Annotated in this window: 15 protein-coding genes; 4 read left to right on the top strand and 11 right to left on the bottom strand. The window is 72.3% G+C overall.

Going from position 1 to position 19172, the window contains the following annotated elements; translation table 11 throughout:
- Positions 1 to 28 precede the first annotated feature (28 nt).
- The 6 genes from folE to dacB form a co-directional block, all read right to left on the bottom strand.
- On the bottom strand, positions 29 to 628 hold the full coding sequence (gene folE, locus HHX40_RS23935) for a GTP cyclohydrolase I FolE (RefSeq protein WP_310738250.1): 600 nt from the start codon (positions 626 to 628) through the stop codon (positions 29 to 31).
- A 2-nt stretch (positions 629 to 630) separates the two neighbouring features.
- A complete protein-coding gene (ftsH, locus tag HHX40_RS23940) occupies positions 631 to 2637 on the bottom strand; it encodes an ATP-dependent zinc metalloprotease FtsH (protein WP_111701856.1) in 2007 nt (668 codons plus the stop codon).
- A gap of 266 nt (positions 2638 to 2903) precedes the next feature.
- Positions 2904 to 3461, bottom strand: coding sequence for a hypoxanthine phosphoribosyltransferase (gene hpt, locus HHX40_RS23945; protein ID WP_244302458.1), 558 nt, complete (start codon positions 3459 to 3461; stop codon positions 2904 to 2906).
- Positions 3462 to 3473: 12 nt separating this feature from the next.
- Complete coding sequence (gene tilS, locus HHX40_RS23950) at positions 3474 to 4484, bottom strand: tRNA lysidine(34) synthetase TilS (protein ID WP_182882403.1); 1011 nt, start codon at positions 4482 to 4484, stop codon at positions 3474 to 3476.
- Between the two features lie 35 nt (positions 4485 to 4519).
- Positions 4520 to 5572, bottom strand: coding sequence for a zinc-dependent metalloprotease (locus tag HHX40_RS23955; protein WP_182877855.1), 1053 nt, complete (start codon positions 5570 to 5572; stop codon positions 4520 to 4522).
- 61 nt (positions 5573 to 5633) lie between these two features.
- Positions 5634 to 7019: a D-alanyl-D-alanine carboxypeptidase/D-alanyl-D-alanine-endopeptidase gene (dacB, locus tag HHX40_RS23960; protein WP_307801480.1), complete on the bottom strand. Its 1386-nt coding sequence runs from the start codon at positions 7017 to 7019 to the stop codon at positions 5634 to 5636.
- Between the two features lie 86 nt (positions 7020 to 7105).
- Between dacB and HHX40_RS23965 the strand changes: the two genes are divergently transcribed.
- Positions 7106 to 7609: an inorganic diphosphatase gene (locus HHX40_RS23965; RefSeq protein ID WP_111697804.1), complete on the top strand. Its 504-nt coding sequence runs from the start codon at positions 7106 to 7108 to the stop codon at positions 7607 to 7609.
- Positions 7610 to 7628: 19 nt separating this feature from the next.
- On the opposite strand, the gene HHX40_RS23970 is transcribed toward HHX40_RS23965, so the two are convergent.
- Together HHX40_RS23970 and HHX40_RS23975 are read right to left on the bottom strand one after the other, a co-directional pair.
- Positions 7629 to 8795 carry an NlpC/P60 family protein gene (locus HHX40_RS23970; RefSeq protein WP_182882404.1) on the bottom strand — a complete coding sequence of 389 codons (1167 nt, stop codon included), beginning with the start codon at positions 8793 to 8795 and terminating at the stop codon, positions 7629 to 7631.
- A gap of 81 nt (positions 8796 to 8876) precedes the next feature.
- Complete coding sequence (locus tag HHX40_RS23975; protein WP_182882405.1) at positions 8877 to 10532, bottom strand: hypothetical protein; 1656 nt, start codon at positions 10530 to 10532, stop codon at positions 8877 to 8879.
- Between the two features lie 189 nt (positions 10533 to 10721).
- Between HHX40_RS23975 and HHX40_RS23980 the strand changes: the two genes are divergently transcribed.
- Positions 10722 to 12779: an NACHT domain-containing protein gene (locus tag HHX40_RS23980; RefSeq protein ID WP_182882406.1), complete on the top strand. Its 2058-nt coding sequence runs from the start codon at positions 10722 to 10724 to the stop codon at positions 12777 to 12779.
- Positions 12780 to 12785: 6 nt separating this feature from the next.
- Here HHX40_RS23980 and HHX40_RS23985 read toward each other — a convergent pair whose 3' ends face one another.
- From HHX40_RS23985 to HHX40_RS23995, 3 genes are all read right to left on the bottom strand, one after another.
- Positions 12786 to 13895, bottom strand: a complete 1110-nt coding sequence (locus tag HHX40_RS23985) for a saccharopine dehydrogenase (RefSeq protein ID WP_182882407.1) — start codon at positions 13893 to 13895, stop codon at positions 12786 to 12788.
- Between the two features lie 47 nt (positions 13896 to 13942).
- A complete protein-coding gene (locus HHX40_RS23990; RefSeq protein WP_182882408.1) occupies positions 13943 to 14734 on the bottom strand; it encodes a hypothetical protein in 792 nt (263 codons plus the stop codon).
- A 74-nt stretch (positions 14735 to 14808) separates the two neighbouring features.
- Positions 14809 to 16419 carry an ABC-F family ATP-binding cassette domain-containing protein gene (locus tag HHX40_RS23995; RefSeq protein WP_182882409.1) on the bottom strand — a complete coding sequence of 537 codons (1611 nt, stop codon included), beginning with the start codon at positions 16417 to 16419 and terminating at the stop codon, positions 14809 to 14811.
- 281 nt (positions 16420 to 16700) lie between these two features.
- Here HHX40_RS23995 and HHX40_RS24000 point away from each other — a divergent pair, with 281 nt between their 5' ends.
- Positions 16701 to 17801: a phenazine antibiotic biosynthesis protein gene (locus HHX40_RS24000; RefSeq protein WP_182882410.1), complete on the top strand. Its 1101-nt coding sequence runs from the start codon at positions 16701 to 16703 to the stop codon at positions 17799 to 17801.
- Positions 17801 to 19171, top strand: coding sequence for an aldehyde dehydrogenase family protein (locus tag HHX40_RS24005; protein ID WP_182882411.1), 1371 nt, complete (start codon positions 17801 to 17803; stop codon positions 19169 to 19171). The genes HHX40_RS24000 and HHX40_RS24005 overlap by 1 nt, the downstream gene beginning before the upstream one ends.
- Position 19172 lies beyond the last annotated feature (1 nt).

The following is a 19172-nucleotide window of genomic DNA, read 5'->3' on the forward strand; positions in this document are numbered from 1 at the left end:
CTCGTCCGGCAGGAGCGCACCCGCCCACTCAACCACGCAGGATCAGCGACATGGCCTCGGCCCGCGTCGCCTCGCTGGTGCGGAAGTCGCCCCGGACGGCCGAGGTGATCGTCTTGGCGCCGGGCTTGCGCACGCCGCGCATGGTCATGCACATGTGCTCCGCCTCGATCACCACGATCACGCCGCGCGGCTCCAGCACCTGCATCAGGCCGTCGGCGATCTGCGAGGTCATCCGCTCCTGCACCTGCGGCCTGCGGGCGTAGACGTCCACCAGCCTGGCGAGCTTCGACAGGCCGGTGATGCGCCCCTTCTCGTTCGGCGTGTACCCGATGTGCGCCACGCCGTGGAACGGCAGCAGATGGTGCTCGCAGGTGGACATCACCTCGATGTCCTTGACGAGCACCATCTCGTCGTGGTCCGCGTCGAACATCGTGGTCAGCGCGTCCTCGGGACGCTGCCCCAGACCCGCGAACTGCTCGGCGTACGCCCGCGCCACCCGGGCGGGGGTGTCGCGGAGCCCGTCGCGATCGGGGTTCTCCCCGATCGCGATCAGGATCTCGCGTACGGCCTTCTCGATCCGGCCGTGGTCGAATCCGGAAGGCGGTTCCGCCGCGTGCGGATCGGCCACGGTCAGGCCTCGTCCCGCTGCGCCGGCTGGTCGTTCACCCACGGGGCCGAGCCGGAGCCCCCGGCGGGGAGCGCCGAGCCGTTGCCGTTGGCCCGCTCCTTCGGCGTGATGACCGGAGGACGGTCCGACGGCAGGCGCTTGCCGTACCCGGCGTAGGAGGGCCGCTTCTCCTTGGTCACCACGGGCGAGAAGATCTCGAGGACCTGCTCCCGGGAGAGCGTCTCCTTCTCCATGAGCTCCAGCACCAGGTTGTCGAGCACGTCACGGTACTGGACGAGGATCTCCCACGCCTGGTCGTGCCCGCTCTCGATGAGGCGGCGGACCTCCTCGTCGATCGCCGAGGCGATCTGCTCGGAGTAGTCGCGCTCGTGGCCCATCTCACGGCCGAGGAAGACCTCGCCGTTGCCGCTGCCGAACTTGCGGGCGCCGAGCCGCTCGCTCATGCCGTACTCGGTGACCATGCGTCGGGCGATCGAGGTCGCCTTCTCGATGTCGTTGGACGCGCCGGTGGTGGGCTCGTGGAAGACGAGCTCCTCCGCGGTGCGGCCGCCGAGCAGCATGGCGAGCTGGTCCATCATCTCGGACCGGGTCGCGAGGAACTTGTCCTCCATCGGCAGCGTCATCGTGTAACCGAGGGCGCGGCCGCGCGACAGGATCGTGATCTTGTGGACCGGGTCGGAGTTGGGCAGCGCGTGGGCCACCAGGGCGTGCCCGCCCTCGTGGTAGGCGATGATCTTCTTCTCCTGGTCCGACATGACCCGCGACTTGCGCTCCGGACCGGCCATCACGCGGTCGATCGACTCTTCGAGGGTCGACATCGTGATGAGCTTCTGGTCCTGCCGGGCGGTCAGCAGAGCCGCCTCGTTGATCACGTTGGCGAGGTCGGCGCCGGTGAAGCCGGGGGTCCGGCGGGCGATCACGTCGAGGTCGACGTCCTGCGCGAACGGCTTGCCGCGGCCGTGGACGCGCAGGATGCCCTTGCGGCCCTCCAGGTCGGGCCGGTCGATGACGACCTGGCGGTCGAAGCGGCCGGGACGCAGCAGGGCGGGGTCGAGGATGTCCGGCCGGTTGGTCGCGGCGATGAGGATCACGCCGCCCTTGACGTCGAAGCCGTCCATCTCGACGAGAAGCTGGTTGAGCGTCTGCTCACGCTCGTCGTGGCCGCCGCCGAGGCCCGCGCCGCGGTGCCGGCCGACGGCGTCGATCTCGTCGATGAAGATGATCGCGGGGGCGTTCGCCTTGGCCTGCTCGAACAGGTCACGGACGCGGGAGGCGCCCACGCCGACGAACATCTCGACGAAGTCGGAACCGGAGATCGAGTAGAAGGGCACGCCCGCCTCGCCGGCCACGGCCCGGGCGAGCAGGGTCTTGCCGGTGCCGGGCGGGCCGTACAGCAGGACGCCCTTGGGGATCTTGGCGCCGATGGCCTGGAACTTGGCCGGGGCCTGCAGGAACTCCTTGATCTCCTGGAGCTCCTCGATGGCCTCGTCGGCGCCCGCCACGTCGGCGAAGGTGGTCTTGGGGGTGTCCTTGGTGATCAGCTTCGCCCGCGACTTGCCGAAGTTCATGACCCGGGAGCCGCCGCCCTGCATCTGGTTCATGATGAACAGGAAGATCAGGACGATGACGATGATCGGCAGGAAGCTGGCGAGGAGGCTGAGGAGGAAGTTCTCCTTCGGCACCTCGACGGTCCAGCCCTCGGACGGCTTGGACGTGTCGAGCGCCTGGGTGAGCTGGACACCCTGCCCTTCGACCCAGGGCGCCTGGATGCGGGTGACGCTCTTGTTCTGCACCGTGATCGGCTGCTTCAGCGTCAACTCGACCCGCTGGTCCTTGTCGACCACGGTCGCGCTCTTGACATTGCCCTGCTGGATCTGCTGGACGACCGTCGAGGTGTCGGCGGTGGTGTAGTTGCCGTCCCCGCCGAACATCGTGGTGACGAGCAGGAGAAGCAATACGATGCCCAGGATCCACAGGAGTGGGCCACGTGTAAATCGCTTGAGATCCATCCGTTGCGGAACCCCGGCGGGCCCGTCCCTTCCTGACCAAGGCCTGCCCCGGGCGGACCCGGGGTCGCGGCATCCGTTACCGCTCCTTCTGGCTACCGAGGGACGCCGAACGGCTCCCCACGGATATCCGAAGGTACACCCGGCCGCCGCGTCGGGTAACTGCCCGAGCGGCTCCGGCTTTGCCTTTCCAACGTACGTCAGCCAACCCCGTGTTCCCCGACCTGGCGCCCAATAACGCACGATCGGCGGGGCACTTCGCTAAGGGCTTACTCCCCTCCGTACACATGCGGCGCAAGAGTCCCGATGAACGGCAGGTTGCGATAGCGCTCGGCGTAATCGAGCCCGAACCCGATGACGAACTCGTTGGGGATGTCGAAACCGACGTATCGGACGTCCATCTCGACCTTCACCGCGTCCGGCTTCCGGAGCAACGTGCAGATCTCCACGGACGCCGGGCTGCGCGACCTCAGGTTGTTCAACAGCCACGAAAGGGTGAGGCCCGAGTCGATGATGTCCTCGACCACGAGCACGTGCCGGCCGGCGATGTCGGTGTCGAGGTCCTTCAGCACCCGCACGACGCCCGACGACTTGGTCCCCGCGCCGTACGACGACACGGCCATCCAGTCCATCTGAACGGGCACGTGCAGCGCGCGGGCGAGGTCGGCCATGACCATCACCGCGCCCTTCAGCACACCGACGATCAGCAGTTCCGTGCCGGCGTAGTCGGCGTCGATGCGGCCGGCCAGCTCCTTTATCTTCGCCTGCAGCTCCTGCTCCGAGATGAGGACGCGGGAGAGGTCCTTGCCCATGTCTGCTGCATCCACCTGGGGTTTTCCTTACGCGAGCGAGACGTTGTCCACAGCGAAGACAAGGGTGCCACAGCGCCTGACCACAACCACCCCCCCGGGTAGGTCCACCCCCTTCTGCCCGTGCCAGCCGGTCACCAGCCGGTCGACCGCCTCGATGTGCACCGCCGCGAGCGCGGAGGCGTGCGCCCCCGCCTCGACGGCGGCGCGCCTGATCACCCGCCGCCGCACCGCCGCCGGCACGTCCGCGAGATCGGGCACCCGCAGCTCCCCCGCCGGACCCCGCGACCGCGCGTGGACCTCCGCGGCCCACCCGTCCAGGGCGTCCGCGTCGTCCCGGCACAGCCGCGCCGTACGGGCGAGCGCCTCCGCGATCCCGGGTCCCAGCGCGTCCTCCAGCACCGGCAGGACGTCATGCCGCACCCGGACCCTGCGGTAGACGCGGTCGTCGTTGTGCGGGTCGTCCCACGGCCGCAGGCCGAGGGCGGCGCAGGCCTGCCGGGTGCGCTCCCGGCCGAGCCACAGCAGCGGCCGCCGGTAGATCCCGGAGACCTCCGCCATGCCGGACAGGGACCGGGAGCCGCTGCCCCGGGCCAGCCGCAGCAGCACGGTCTCCGCCTGGTCGTCGAGGGTGTGGCCGAGCAGGACCGCGGCGGCGCCCAGCCGGTCGGCCGCGGCCGACAGCGCGGCGTAACGCGCGTCCCGCGCGGCCGCCTCTGGGCCGCCGGCCGTCCCCACCGTGACGGTCAGCGCCTCGGCCGGGCCGAGGCCGAGCGCCGGCGCGAGCCGTACGACGTCGCGGGCCCGCCCGGCCGAGCCCTCCTGCAGGCGGTGGTCGACCGTCAGCAGCCCGGCGCGCAGGCCGAGGCGCGGGGCCGCGAACCCGGTGGCCGCGGCCAGCGCCAGCGAGTCGGCGCCGCCGCTGCAGGCCACCAGGACCAGCGGCCCCGGCCCCGCGTCCGGTTGCGCGCGCGCGGCGAGGTCCGCGAGCGACAGCCGTACGGCACGGCGGACGTCGGCGACGGCGGGATGCGGGCCCATGCGCCCATTCTCGCGGTGTCCCGCGCGAGCGCGGGTCAGGAGGAGGTGGCGAGGACCCGGGACATCCAGGCGTGGGGGTCGGCGATCTCGTCGCGGTCGGGCAGCGTCTCCGGCGAGGTCCAGACCTTGTTGAACCCGTCCATCCCGGCCTCGTCCACCACCGTGCGGACGAAGCGGGAGCCCTCGGCGTACTGCTTCATCTTCAGCTCGATGCCGAGCAGCCGGCGGACCAGCTGGTCGACGCGGGAGCCGCCCTCGCGGCGGCGCTGGAACTTGGCGCGGATCTCGGCGACCGACGGCACCACGCTGGGCCCGACCGCGTCCATCACGTAGTCGCCGTGCCCCTCGACCAGCGTCATCACGGCCGTGACCCGGTCGAGCACGGCCTTCTGCTCGGGCGTCTGGATGGCCTCGATGAGATTGCCCTCGCCGCCCTTGAAGGCGTCCGCCACCGCGTCGGAGGCGGCGCGCAGGCGCTCCAGCAGCGTCGCGAGGTCCATCTCGGAGGCGAGGAGGAACTCGGTCATCTGGCCGCGCACGTACTCCCGCAGCCAGGGCACGCCGGTGAACTGCACCCGGTGGGTCTCCTCGTGCAGGCACACCCAGAGGCGGAAGTCGCGCGGGTCGACGCCGAGCTCGCGCTCGGCGTGCACGATGTTCGGCGCGACCAGCGTCAGCCGGCCGGTCGGCGCGACGCCGGACGGGTCCGGCGGGAGGAACAGCTCGTACTGCCCGAGCACCCGGGAGGCGAGGAAGGCCAGCACCGCGCCCACCTCAAGACCCGTGATGCGCGAGCCGACGGCGCCGACGATCGCCGGCACGTTGGACATCTTCTGCGTCAGCGGCTCCAGCACGACCCGGAAACCGTCGACGTTGGCGCGGATCCAGCCGGGGCGGTCCACCACCGTCGCCGCCTCCGGCGGGGCCGAGTCGATGCGGGTGAACTCCCGCACGTGCCCCTCGGCGTCCCGCGACAGCCGCCGGAGTTCGAGGACGGCCTGCCTGGCCTCCTCGCGGCTCACCTGCGGGCCCGGTCGCACGAGGCGCACTCCGGTCGTGACGGCCAGATCCCAGTCGATCACCTGCATACTCACCACCGTACGTTCTCCGCCTGCCCGCCGCGCGGGCAGCCGAGCGGGATCCGACACCTCAGCTCTGGGAGACGATCGTGGCCATCTTGTCGAGCGCCGCTATGGCCTGCGTCGGGTCGGCCACCTGATCGGCCATGAACGCGAAGGTCAGCAGCCGGCCCTCGGATGTGTACGCGATCCCCGCCAGGGTGTTCACGCCGTTCAAAGTGCCCGTCTTCGCGCGGACCAATCCGGCGCCGGCCGCCGAGCCGGACCTGCCGTACCGGTTGTGCAGGGTCCCGGTGAAGCCGGCGACCGGCAGCCCGCTGATCAGCGAGTGCAGGCCGGGGTGCGCCGGGGACGCCGCCAGCGCCAGGATCCGGGCGAGGCCGCCGGGCGTGATCCGGTTCCTGGTGGAAAGGCCGCTGCCGTCGTGGACCTCCACGCCCTCGGCCACGCCGAGACGGGTGAGCACGCGGCGGACCGTCGCGGCCACGCCCTCGAACGTGTGCGGCTGGCCCTCCTTCACGGCGGCCTGGCGGGCGAGCGCCTCGGCGAGGTCGTTGTCGCTGTGCGTGAGCATCCGCTCCACCAGCGCGTAGACCGGCCCCGACTCCACCCGGGCCAGCTCCTGGGCGGCGGCCGGGGCCCGGCCCGGGCCGACGTCCCTGCCCACCTTGACGCCGTTCTTCCTGAGCAGCGCGGCGAACGCGCCGGCGGCGGTTCGCGCCGGGTCGGGCACCCGCGCGCCGTTCGCCGCCCGGCCCTCGTCGATCATGAGCGCGGACACCGGTGCGACGCTGCCCTCGGGGATGTACGTCGGCTTCCAGCCCGGCGCCGTACGCGGCCCGCCGAACAGGGACGCGTCGTACGACAGGTCGGCCGAGGTCACGCCGGCCGCCTTCAACGCCTTGGCCGTACGGGAGGCGAGCTGGTCGAGCGACGCCGGCCTCGGGTAGGCGTCCTTCCGCTCCGCGGCGCTCGTCCCCGGGCCGGCCAGGGTGGGGTCGCCCCCGCCGACCAGGACGATCGAGCCCGGGGCGGTCCCCTTGACCACCCGGGTCGCCAGGCGGGCGTCGGGGCCCACCGAGGCCAGCACGGTCACCGCGGTGACGACCTTCGTGGTGGAGGCGGGGGTGATGGGAGTGCCCGAGCGGCCGTCGAACACGGTGGCGCCGGTCGTCACGTCGAGGACGATGCCGGCCACGCTGCCGCCCAGGGCGGGGTCACCCATCGCAGCGGCGAGCCGGGTGGTCAAAGTACCCTTGGCGGGGAGAGCCCCATCCCCCACCGCGGCCAGAACCGGACCCGCGGTCACCAGGGGGATCGGGTTCGGCTTCGGGGACGCGACCGGAGCCGGGGTCCTGTCGGCGTCATGGGCGATCAGATAGCTGCCCGCGAGGACGACGAAGATCTGCAGCAGGGCGAGGGTGGACACCACCACCCAGCGCTCACGTCGCACCACGTCACCCTCACTTCGCGCCGACCTTGAACACGCTTACGAGACATTAACGCCAGCCCGGGAGACCGGGGACTCATGCGGAGGAACGAGTGGAGTTCGACGTTGTCGTTGAGATTCCCAAGGGACAACGGAACAAGTACGAGGTGGACCACAAGACCGGCCGCATTCGCCTGGACCGCATGCTCTTCACGTCGACCCAGTACCCCGCTGACTACGGGTTCATCGAGGACACGCTGGGCGAGGACGGAGACCCGCTCGACGCGCTGGTGCTGCTCCAGGAGCCGACCTTCCCCGGCTGCCTCATCAAGTGCCGGGCGGTCGGGATGTTCCGGATGACCGACGAGAAGGGCGGCGACGACAAGGTGCTGTGCGTCCCGGCCACCGATCCGCGGATGGAGCACATCCGCGACATCCACCACGTCGCCGAGTTCGACCGGCTGGAGATCCAGCACTTCTTCGAGGTCTACAAGGACCTCGAACCCGGCAAGTCGGTCGAGGGCGCCAACTGGGTCGGACGCACCGAGGCCGAGGCCGAGATCGTCGCCAGCATCAAGCGGTACGAGGAGATCGACCACCAGGGCGAGGACCACTGAGCCGGTGCCGCGGGGGGCGCTAGGCGGGCCGGGTGGCGCCGACGAGATCATGGCGCCAGATGGGTGAGATGCGGACCACGTCCCCCGTCTGGGGGGCGTGGACCATCAGGCCGCGCCCGATGTAGAGGCCCACGTGGTGGATGGTGCCGGGGCTGCGGCTCAGCCTGCCGTAGAACAGCAGGTCGCCGCTGCGCAGTTCCCTGAGCGGGACGTGCCGTCCCGAGGTCCACTGGGTGCCGGTCCAGTGGTCGAGTGAGACCCCCGCCCGCTGCCAGGCCCGCATGGTCAGTCCCGAGCAGTCGAACCCCGACGGGCCGGCCGCGGCCCACACGTACGGTTTGCCGATCTGTTTGAGCGCCCATTGGGCGGCCTCCCCGCCCCGGCCGGACGGCAGCCGGGCCGCCCAGCCCGGGATCGCCATGCCGCTCCGCGCGGGGGGAGCCTGGCGCCGGGATCTCTGCCTGGCCGCGCTCCTCGCCTGTCTCAGCTCGTCGACGCGGGCGCGGGCGGCGTCCAGGCGTTCGGAGATCTCCTCTTTCTCCCGCTCGATCAGCCGGGTCTGTTCGAGCTGGTCCGCGACGGCCCGCTGCGCCGCGTCCCTCGCCTGCCGGACCTGGTCGGCGGTGCGGGACTGCTCGGCGTACGCGCGGGCCGCCTGTTCTCGGAGGATCTCGTAGATCTTCCGCGCGTCGTCCATCTCCGCGAGCGTCGCGTTCTGTTCGTCGCCGAGTTGCGTCAGGACGCTGGCTCTTCGCAGGAACCCGTCCGCGTCGTCCCAGCCGCCGAGCACGGCCGCGGCGGACGGCGCCAGCCGCAGCCGGCCGTACCCCTGGGCCACCCGGGTCATCACCACGCTCCGCAACCGGTCGAACTCGCCGGCCGCCTCGCCGACCCGCCGCTCCGACTGCTCGTAGGCGGCGCGCGCCTGCTCCAGGCGTACGAGCTCTCCGTTGTAGGCCTCGACCAGCCGCTCGGCGTCGGCGTCCAGCGCGTCCCGGCGGGCCTGGGCGGTGGCGAGATCGGCCGACGCTCTGCCCAGCTCCCGCGCCCGCTCCTGCACCTGCTGCCGCGCCCTGGCGACGTCCTTCGACGACGGCTTCGGATCGGCTCCCGCCGGGGCCCCCAATGTGAGGACCAGACTTGACCCGAGCCCGGCGACCAGCCCCGATGCCCTGAGGAGTGGCATTCCTTCCCCTTCCCTGCTCCACTCCCCTCAGTTCCCAGTGACTACTCTCCGTACACATCTAAGGTACGCCCAGTAATTGGCCTATGTGATAGGTCGTCCTTTTTGCCGGAGGAAGAGGGGGCCGGGTGCGGGCTCGGAAGCCGGCGGGCAGTCCCCTCCTCCAGGCCGGCGGCCCGGCGTGCGCGGATAGTGGAAACGTCCTTCGTGATGATGCTGGTGCTCACGGTGGGGCGGGCGGCGTCCCGGCCAGTGCGCCGGCGGCGGCCCGCCCCTCGGTGGGCCGCCCGTGGGCGGATCGGTGGGGTCGTCGCCGGAGCCGCCGGGGTCGTCCGAGCCGCCCGGGCCGCCGGAACCCGGACCACCGGAACCCGGACCGCCCGAGCCGGGGTCGTCGCCGGACCCGGGGTCCGGCGGCGTGGCCGTCTCGCCGGGCGGCGACGGCGCGGAGCCGGAGGGCCTGGTCGTGGGTGGGGTCCTGGGCGGGGTCGTGGGCGGCGCCGCCGGGCTGCGCGTCGGCTCGTGGTGACGCGGAGGCCGGACGGTGGCCGGAGGCACGGGAGCGGGCAGGGGCGCCGGCCGGGGCAGGACGACCGGATCGGCCCGCCGTACGGAGCCACCGGGCTCGGCCGTGTCCCCCGAGTCCGAAGGCTCGGGTGAGCGGCCGTCCCCGCCGTCCGAAGATCCAGGGGAGGCCGTGTCCCCGGCGTCCCCGGCCGGGCCGGAACCGGTCGCGGCCGGGGCCTCGGCCGCCGGGGGCCGGTGGCCGACGAACGAGTCGGCGGCCCGCTCACGCAGGTCACCGGCGAACTGGGCGAACACGAGCGCGATCGTCGCCACCGCCGCCACCGCCGCCACCGCGCCGGCCAAGGCCTGGGCGAGCCGCCCCTCGCGCCGCGCCCCCGCCCTGGGGAAGCCCGCCGCGCTCAGCCCGCCGACGCGTTTGGCGACGTACCGCCGGTAGGGCACGAGCTCGGGATCGATGAAGCTGCTGAGCACCCGCACCCGCAGCGTCTCGGGCAGGGCGACCCGGGGCAGCAGGGAGAACACCTTGGCCGGGGAGACCTGCCGGACGCGGTGCCGCGCGCAGGTCTCGCAACGGGCGATGTGACGGGTGAGCTGTCCGCGCGTCTGCGGGGTGAGCTCACCGGAGAGGCCCTGGAGGATCGCCGCCGCCCGCGCACAGTCGTGCGAGGCTCGCCGGGCGAGGATCTCGGCCGTCACCGTCTCACGCAGACGTTCGGTGGCGGCGTCGAGGAGGGCCCGGGCGTACCGGTCGCCGGTCCCGAGCACGGCGGCCAGGTCGCCGGTGTCCATGTCGTGCCGGGCGACCAGTTCGAGCACCTCGCGGTCCTCCGCGGACAGCGCGGCCACGGCGCCGCCGGCGGCCAGGCGCAGGTCGGTGTCGCCCTCGCCGTCCCCGGCGCGGGGGAAGGGCGCGGTCGGCACAGGGGTGGTCCCCGGCTCCTGGCCGCCCTCCTCCCCGGGGGTGCGGCGGCGCACGCACTCACCCCTGGCCAGGGCGTACAACCAGGGGCGCAGCATGCCCGGATCGGCGAGCGACCCGACGAGGGCCTCCGCGGCGATCAGCGTGTCGCGCAGGGCGACCTGGGCGGCGTCGGGCCCGGCCAGCAGCACCCTGCAGTATCGGTAGAGCCCTTCGGCGTAGGTGTCGTAGAGAGCGGACAGCGCCCCCGGATCCCGGGCACGCAACGCCTCCACCAGGACGCCATCATTCATATACGGAGAGTAAATGCTTGGTAACTACCCGCTCCACCCATTCGGCCGAAGTCGTTTCCTCCGTCCATCCGTCTGACGGACGAACATCCTTCTCATCACCATTTGTGCTCATCGGCCCGCGCAGCGGCGCCGGCGGGAGACGATGCGTGGGTGAACGGGCGCAGATCGTGGTGGCCGATCCTGTTTGCTGTGGCAGTGGTCGCCGCACTCGCCGCCGCGATGATCATGGTAGGGCGTGTCCTCGACCCCGACGACAAGGTCAACCGGGCCGATCTCGTGTCCCTCGTCGTGGCCGCGCTGGCACTCACGGCGCCGGTGGTCCTGTGGGCCAGACGTAAGGCCACTCCCGCGCCACCCGCGGGTGAGGAGACCATCACCGCCGCGAAGACGACCTTGACCAACCTGGTCGCCGAGCAGTGGCGCACCGAGGCGACGATCCAATCGCTGGGCGATCCCGAACCGATCCCCGTCTCCTGGCACCTGACCGACGACCCGGGCCTGATGGACCACCCCCGCCTGATCGGCCACCAGCCGCTGACCTTCACCGCCACCGCCGACCGGATCCCGCGGCTCGCCGAGAACTTCCGGGCGTTACGCCGCCGCAGGCTGGTCATCACCGGCGGCCCGGGCAGCGGCAAGACCACACTGGCGGTGCAGCTGCTGCTGCAGCTGGCCGACGATCGCCGCCCCGAAGAACCGGTCCCGGTCCTGTCCACCATCGCGGGCTGGGACACCACCGCGCACCCGCGGCTGCACGACTGGCTGGCCGCCCGGCTGGTCCAGGACTACCCGGCCCTGACCGCCTTCGGGCCCGACGCGGCCAGGACGCTGGTCGACCGCGGCCATATCCTGCCCATCCTGGACGGCCTGGACGAACTGCCCGGCGACGCCCGCGCCGCGGCGATCACCGCGCTCAACGGCTCCCTCGCCGACCGCGACCAGTTCGTCCTCACCAGCCGGACCGGCGAACTGGCCGCCGCCCTGGAGCAGGCCGGGGACGTGCTGACCGCCGCCGCGGTCATCGCCCCCAGTCCCCTCACCCCGCAGGCCGCCGCCGGCTACGTGCGCACCTGCCTGCCGCCACGCCCCCGCCACGACTGGGCACCCATCCTGGAGGCGCTGGAGAACGCCGACCGGCCGGGCCTGGCCGAGGTGGCCTCCACCACGCTCGGGCTGTGGCTGATCCGCACCGTCTACATCACCCCCGCCACCGACCCCGCCCCGCTGGTCGGCCCCCTCGCCGACGACCCCGGCAGGCTGCGCGCTCACCTGCTCGACCATCTGATCCCGGCCGTCATCCGCGCCCGGCCCCCCACCCGCAACCCCGCCGAGCACTTCCGCCCCCGCCACGCCTGGGACCCCGGCCAGGCCCGCCACTACCTGGCCTACCTCGCCCGCCAACTGACCGCGCACGGCACCCGCGACCTCGCCTGGTGGCACCTGGCCGACCTCACCACCACCCCCGCCCAGCAACGACGTACCGCCGGCGTGGTCGGGCTCGTGGCGGGGCTCATGGCCGGGTTCGCGGGCGTGCTCATCGGCGCGCGCTCGTTCGGGCTCGTGATCGGGTTCATAGCCGGGCTCGTGACCTGGCTTTCTGTCCAGCAGTGGTTCACCGAGACACCTGGCCATGCCGATCTGCGACTCCCTGGACGAACGTCGAGCCTCATCAGACACGTCAGGAGAAAGTTCGTGGTTGAGCTCGTGTACGGGCTCCTGGTCGGGATCTTTGGCGTGCTCATCGGCTGGCTCGTGGTCGAGTTCCTGGGCGTGCTCGTGCTCGGGGTCGTGTTCGGGCTCTTCGGGGTGCTCGTGTTCGGGCTCCTCGACTGGGCGGAACAACCCACGTCGACAAGCATGGCGATCACGCCCCAGTCGATGTGGAACGCCGACAGAACCCTCACCCTTCTACGAACGACAACGTTCGGGCTCGTGAGCGGGCTTGGGGTCGGATTCGGGCTCGGGCTTCTCGGGAGCGCGTTCGGGAGCGCGTTCGGGAGCGGGCTCACGATCGGGCTCATGGGCGGGCTCGTGGAGGGAAAACATCATGCGTGGTTGGGCGCCGGAATCATCATCCGACGTCTGGCCCGGGCGGGACATGTCCCCCGCAGGCTGATGGCGTTCCTCGACGACGCCCACCGCCTGGGGCTGCTGCGCACGGTCGGGCCTGTCTACCAGTTCCGCCACGCCGACCTGCACGACCATCTCGCCGCCCTGCACACCGAAGCGCCCGAATCCGGGCGATAGGAGGGGTCAGGCCGGTTCGCGTACGGTCATGCCGGCGGCGGCGCATCCCCGGGTGAGCGCGTCGAGGCCGAACGCGTCGACGGGGCCGAGGGCGCCGGTGCCGCGCACGCCCTCCGCGAGCGCCGTGGTCGCGGCCCAGGCGAGCATGCCGGCCGTGAACTCGTACGGGTCCCCGCCCGACAGATGGACGGCCGACAGGCGGCGCCCCCGCGCGTCGTAGGCCTCCGCGACGATCCTGGACGACACACCCGCCGCCGGGGCGGGCGTCCCGGTGCCCGTACGGAGCACCCGGTCGGCCAGCGCCTCGGTGACCCGCCTGGCGCCGGGCAGGGCGGCGATCACCGGGGTCGCCCGGGCCAGCACGCCCGCGGCCTTGGTCAGCCCGCCCAGCCAGCCGAGGTAGACGTTGACCTCCCGCAGTCCCGCGTGCACTGGCGGCAGCGTGAAGTGCTCGGTGGCGCCGATGGACAGGCCGTGCCGCGGCCGGCCGTCCACCAGGAAGCGCCGGGTGCGGCCGTGCTCGGGGACGATGCGGCCCTCGCGGAAGCCATACATCGGCTCCAGGAGCATCCCCAGCATCGAGGCGCGGGTCCCGGCGCTCGCGCGGCGCGCCATGTCGCCGCCCACGAAGTAGCCGACGTCGACGCGGACGGCGTCCGCGCCGGCCTTCCGGAGGGCCAGGGCCGCGGCGAGGTTGCCGGGCACGTAGTCGTAGCCGAAGGCGGTGATCAGGGCCGCGCCCCGGGCCGCCGCGGCGGGGCCGTACCGCTGGAAGATCCGCTTGATGAACGTGGGCTCGCCCGTGCTGTCGAGGTAGACGGCACCCGCCTCGGTCGCGGCGGCCACCGCGGCCTCACCCCAGCGGGCGAACGGCCCGACGGTCGAGATCAGCACGTCGCCCGGCGCCACGAGGGCCCGTACGGACTCCGGGCGGCCGACGTCGGCCACCGCGATCGGCACGTCACCGCCCAGTGAGCCGGCGAGCGAGCCGGCGAGGGCGGTCAGCCGCGCCTGGTCCCGGCCCGCCAGCAGCGGCCGGGCCCCGCGCCGGGCGAGCGCCTCGGCGGTCAGTCCGCCGGTGAAACCGGTGGCTCCGAAGAGCACGATCCTGGCCATTCCGCTACGGTAACCCGCCCCTCCTGCCGCTATCGGCGGTGGGCCGCTCACTGGCGCCGATCGTTGTACGGCGGATAGCCGCGGTCCTTGGTGAACGGCGCGGTGGTCGGCGGGATCGTGTGCAGCGGAACCGCCCCGGCCCGCGCCAGATCCTCGTACGCCCGGGCGGTGGAGCCCCAGGTCGTGGCGTACACATCGGTCGCGCCGACGGCCCCGCGGACGCCGTCGACCGTGATGACGAACCTCCGCTTCGTGCCCGGCCGCACGTCGTCCACGTACGACGTGCGGCCGGCGACCAGCCGGCCCGCGTCGTCGCGCAGCAGGGCCGTCACGGCGAGGGCGCCCGCGGTCCTGCGGAACGGGTCGAGCACGTAGCCGGTGACGAGGTAGGAGCCGTCCGGCTGCTTCTCGGTGAGCACGTCGGAGATCGGGAACCTGAGGAACGCCGACGGAGGCCGCGACGCCGCCCGCCACGAGGCGGGCCGGTAGTCGATCTTCACGCGGACCGGCTGCCCGCCGGCCGTCACCTGGCCGCCGAACGCCAGCGGGCGGCCCGGAGGCGCCGCGTCCAGCGGCTGCTCTAGGTGGACGACCTCCTTGCCCGCCGCGTCGACGGCCGTGACCACCGCGACGGCGTTCTCCCCGAAGTGCCCGCGGTTGGGGTTGCTCAGCACCCCCGCCCAGGTCACCGCGTACCCGGCCCCGGAGCGTACGACGGAGGACACCTGCTCCTTGAGGGCCAGCGGCAGCGGGCCCTCCTGCTTGTGCTTGCTCGCGCACGACGCCGTCGCCAGTACGGCGAGGGCGAGGGCGGCGGTTATGCGGCAACGTCGCGTCACTCAGCCGTCATAACCGCTGAAAGGGACGTCCCCTCCCGGACACGCGCGCCCCCGCCGGTATCTTTACCGGCCGCTCAACGCGAGCGGACCACCCGCGTCTCGTCCCACACCGGCTCGGGGGACTCGTACACCCGCCCGTCGGAGCCGAAGACCAGGTAGCGGTCGAAGTCGGCGGCGAACCAGCGGTCGTGGGTGACCGCGAGCACGGTGCCGTCGAAGGCGTCCAGGCCCTGCTGCAGGGCCTCGGCGCTGGCCAGGTCGAGGTTGTCGGTGGGCTCGTCGAGCAGCAGCAGCGTGGCGCCCGACAGTTCGAGCAGCAGGATCTGCAGCCGCGCCTGCTGGCCGCCCGAGAGCGTCTCGAACCTCTGCTCGGCGATCCGCCCGGCCAGCTCGTAGCGGGCCAGCGCCTTCATCGCCTCGTTCTTCAGCCGGGCGTGCTCGGTCATGACGATCTCGCAGGGCGTACGGCCGAGCAGTTCGGGGCGGGCGTGGGTCTGCGCGAAGTGGCCGGGCACGACCCGCGCGCCGAGTCTGACCACCCCGGCGTGGCGGACCTCCTCGCCCGCCAGCAGCCGCAGGAAGTGGGACTTGCCCGAGCCGTTCGAGCCGAGCACGGCCACCCGCTCGCCGTACCAGACCTCCAGGTCGAACGGCTTCATCAGGCCGGTCAGCTCCAGGCCCTCGGAGATCACCGCCCGTTTGCCCGTACGGCCGCCGCGCAGGCGCATGCTGATGAGCTGGTCCTTGGGCGCGAGCTCCGGCGGCCCGGCCTCCTCGAACCGGCGCAGCCGGGTCTGCGCCGCGTGGTAGGCGGAGGCCATGCCGTCGTTGTAGGTGGCCTTCTGCTTGAGCATGACCACCAGGCGCCTGAGCTTGGCGTGCTCCTCGTCCCAGCGCCGGCGCAGCTCGTCGAGCCGCTCGCTCCGCTCCCTGCGGGCCTGCGCGTACGTCCCGAAGCCGCCGCCGTGGATCCAGACGTTGCCCGACTCGACCGTGACGATCCGGTCGGCGGCGTTGGCGAGAAGCTGGCGGTCGTGGGAGACAAGCAGCACGGTCTTGGGCGTCTCGCGCAGCGCCGTCTCCAGCCACACCTTGCCCGGCACGTCGAGGTAGTTGTCGGGCTCGTCGAGCAGCAGCACCTGGTCGGGGCCGCGCAGCAGCGCCTCCAGGACCAGCCGTTTCTGCTCGCCGCCGGACAGCGTGCCCACCTCGCGGTACTTCACCCGGTCGTACGGCGCGCCGAGCGCGGCCATCGCGCAGGCGTCCCACAGGACCTCGATGTCGTAGCCCCCGGCGTCGCCGTAGTCGGTGATCGCCTGGGCGTACCGCAACTGGGTCTTCTCGTCGTCCCGCTCCATCATGACGAGCTCGGCGGCGTGCAGCCGCTCCGCCGCCGTCCTGACGCGTTCCGGCGCGACGCTCAGCAGCAGGTCCTGGACCGTGCTGCCGTCCCGGATGTTGCCGACGAACTGCCGCATCACCCCGAGGCCGCCCGAATGGGCGACCGTGCCCTCGACCGGCTGGAGGTCCCCCGCGATCATCCGGAGCAGGGTGGTCTTGCCCGCGCCGTTCGGACCCACGAGGGCGGCCTTGACGCCCTCCCCGACCCGGAACGAGACGTCGTTCAGGAGCATCCTCCCGTCCGGGAGGACATGGGTCAGATGCCCGATCTCAACATGTCCCACCGTGGATCTCCTGCCGGGATGTGCTCGCGCGCTTCCCGCGCAGGCTACCTATCCTTTTACACCCGCGGCATCCCGTTTTCCGCCTCCCAGCCGAGACCTCGCTGGGGGTTCGGCTCGGGCCGTACGGGAAGCACGGGACGGAGGGAGGCGGGCGACGGCGCGGAGGCCTCGCTCCGGTCGGGGCGCATTCTTTTCCTCGACCGCGAAACGTCTTGACTCGACGGCGCATCACTCGGAAATAGCCTGACATTTCACGGGATTGCCACGTCGAAGGGGCGGATATGTCACCGCGCACCGATCCCATCCTCGACTGCCCGATCGACCAGGTCCCGGACAGCCGGGAGTTCGTCGAGGCCGCCATGCGCTGGCATTTCAGCCCCGAGACCGGCTCGCCGTTCTGGCTGGAACGGGCGAGGACGCTCGGCTTCGACCCGCGCGCGGACGTGCACTCCTTCGAGGACCTGCGGCGCTTCCCCAACGTGACCAACGAACTGCGCGAGGTCCGGGTGGAGGACCTCATCCCGAGGGGGTACGGCCCGGACGCGGCGGTGGCCGGCGTGTTCGAGAGCGGCGGCACCACCGGTCCGCCCAAGCGGGTGGTGGTCCTCCGCGACTGGCTGGACCGGCTGATGCACCGGCTCGAACAGGACCTGGAGGCGAAGGGCTACCCCGAGAACGGCAACTGGCTGTCGTTCGGCCCGACCGGGCCGCACATCTTCGGAGAGCTGGTTCGCCGGCAGGCCGAGCGGCGCGGCGGCATCCGGCTCACCGTCGACATGGACCCGCGCTGGGTGAAGAGGAGCATCGCCGAGGGCCGCGCCGAGGAGGCGGAACGCTACGCCGAGCATCTGATCGACCAGAGCGCCCACCTCCTCCGGACCCAGGACGTGCGGGTCATGGTGACCACCCCTCCGCTGTTGACCCGGCTGGCCCGCAGGGACGCGCTCGTCGGCCTGGTCAACGAGAAGGTCTCCGTGATCGGCTGGAGCGGCGCGCACATGGACCCCGACACCCACTACCTGCTCCGTGCGGAGGTCTTCCCGGGCGTGCGGCTGTACGGCATGTACGGCAGCACGATGATCCTGGGCGGGCTGCCCGAGCGCGTCGTGCCGCCGGAGCAGGACGTGGTCGTCTTCGACGGCCTCTCACCGTACATCGCCTTCCAGGTGGTCGACCCGCGGACCGGGGAGAGCGTGCGGATCGGCGACCGCGGCCAGGTCGTGATGCACCACGTGAGCAAGAGCTTCCTGCTGCCCAACAACCTGGAGCGCGACCTGGCCACCCGCGTGGCCGCGCCGCCGGGACAGACGGGCGACTCCGTGGCCGACGTCGGGCCGCTCCCCACGTTCGAGGACGAGCCGGTCATCGAGGGGGTGTACTGATGGACGAGCCCATCCAGCTCGACGCCCTCGGCGCGGGCGGGCCGTACCGCAGCCGCAGCCGGCTGCCCATCCGCGAGCTGGGCGGGCGGCCGGTCGCCGAGCTGAGCCTGGTGCCGCGGCTCTACGTGCAGCGGACGATGGCGGCCCTGCACCGGGCGCGCACCATGCCGGCCGACGAGCGTGTGTCGGCCCTCACCCGCGCGGGACGGCTGTTCGAGACGGGCGTCGTCGGCGGCCTCGGCGCCGAGGAGTACCGGCACATCGTCAGCCGCGTGTCGGGGATGCCGATCACCGTGGTCCGCTCGGCGGCGTCCGGCATCGCGCACCGGGCGGGCGAGGCGTACCGCACGACCCGGTACGCCCGGCCCGAGGGCGCGGTGGACGACTGGCGTGACCCGCTCACCCGCAGTGGGCAGGCGGTCTGGACCCGGCGCGGGGACGTCTTCGCGGTGCACGCGGCGGGCAACCATCCGGGTGTGCACACGCTGTGGCTGGAGGCCCTGGCGATGGGCTACCGGGTCGCGGTGCGCCCCTCCCGGCGCGAGCCGTTCACCCCGCACCGCCTGATCACCGCGCTGCGCGAGTCGGGATTCGGCGAGGACCAGGTGGCGCTCCTGCCGACCGACTACAGCGTGGCCGACGACGTCATCAGGGACGCGGACCTCGCGATGGTGTACGGCGGCGAGGAGGTCGTGAGCAAGTACGGCGACGACGTGCGGGTGCTGCCGCAGGGCCCGGGGCGGTCGAAGATCCTGCTCACCGAGGACGACTGGGAGCGCCATCTCGGCACGATCGTCGAGTCGGTCAGCGCGTTCGGCGGGACGGCCTGCGTGAACACCACCGCCGTCTTCGTCCGGGGCGATCCCGCGCCCGTCGCCGCGGCCGTCGCGGAGCGGCTGGCCGCGATCCCGAGCCTGCCGCCGGAGGACGACGCCGCGGTGCTGCCCGTCCAGCCGGTCGCGGACGCGCGGGCGGTCGAGAAGTACCTGCTCGACCACGTGGACGGCGCGACGCCGCTGCTCGGCGGGGACGGGATCGTGCACGACCTCGGCGACGGCAGCGGGGTGCTGCGGCCGGCGGTCTTCCTGGTGGACCGGCCCGACGCGCCGCAGACGGGCATCGAGCTGTCGTTCCCGTGCGTGTGGTTCGCGCCCTGGAGCCCGGCCGACGGCGTCGGGCCGCTCAGGAACACGCTGGTGCTGACCGCCGTGACGCGGGACGACGACCTGGTCGACCGCCTGGTGGACGACCCGTCGATCAGGAACGTCTATCTGGGCGACGCCCCCACGTTCTGGATGCCGCAGTGGGTCCCGCACGACGCCTATCTCGGCGAGTTCCTCATGCGCACGAAGGGCGTCATCCGCGCTTAAA

The organism is Microbispora sp. H10949 (assembly GCF_014161435.1).
In the GTDB taxonomy this organism is placed as follows: domain Bacteria; phylum Actinomycetota; class Actinomycetes; order Streptosporangiales; family Streptosporangiaceae; genus Microbispora; species Microbispora triticiradicis.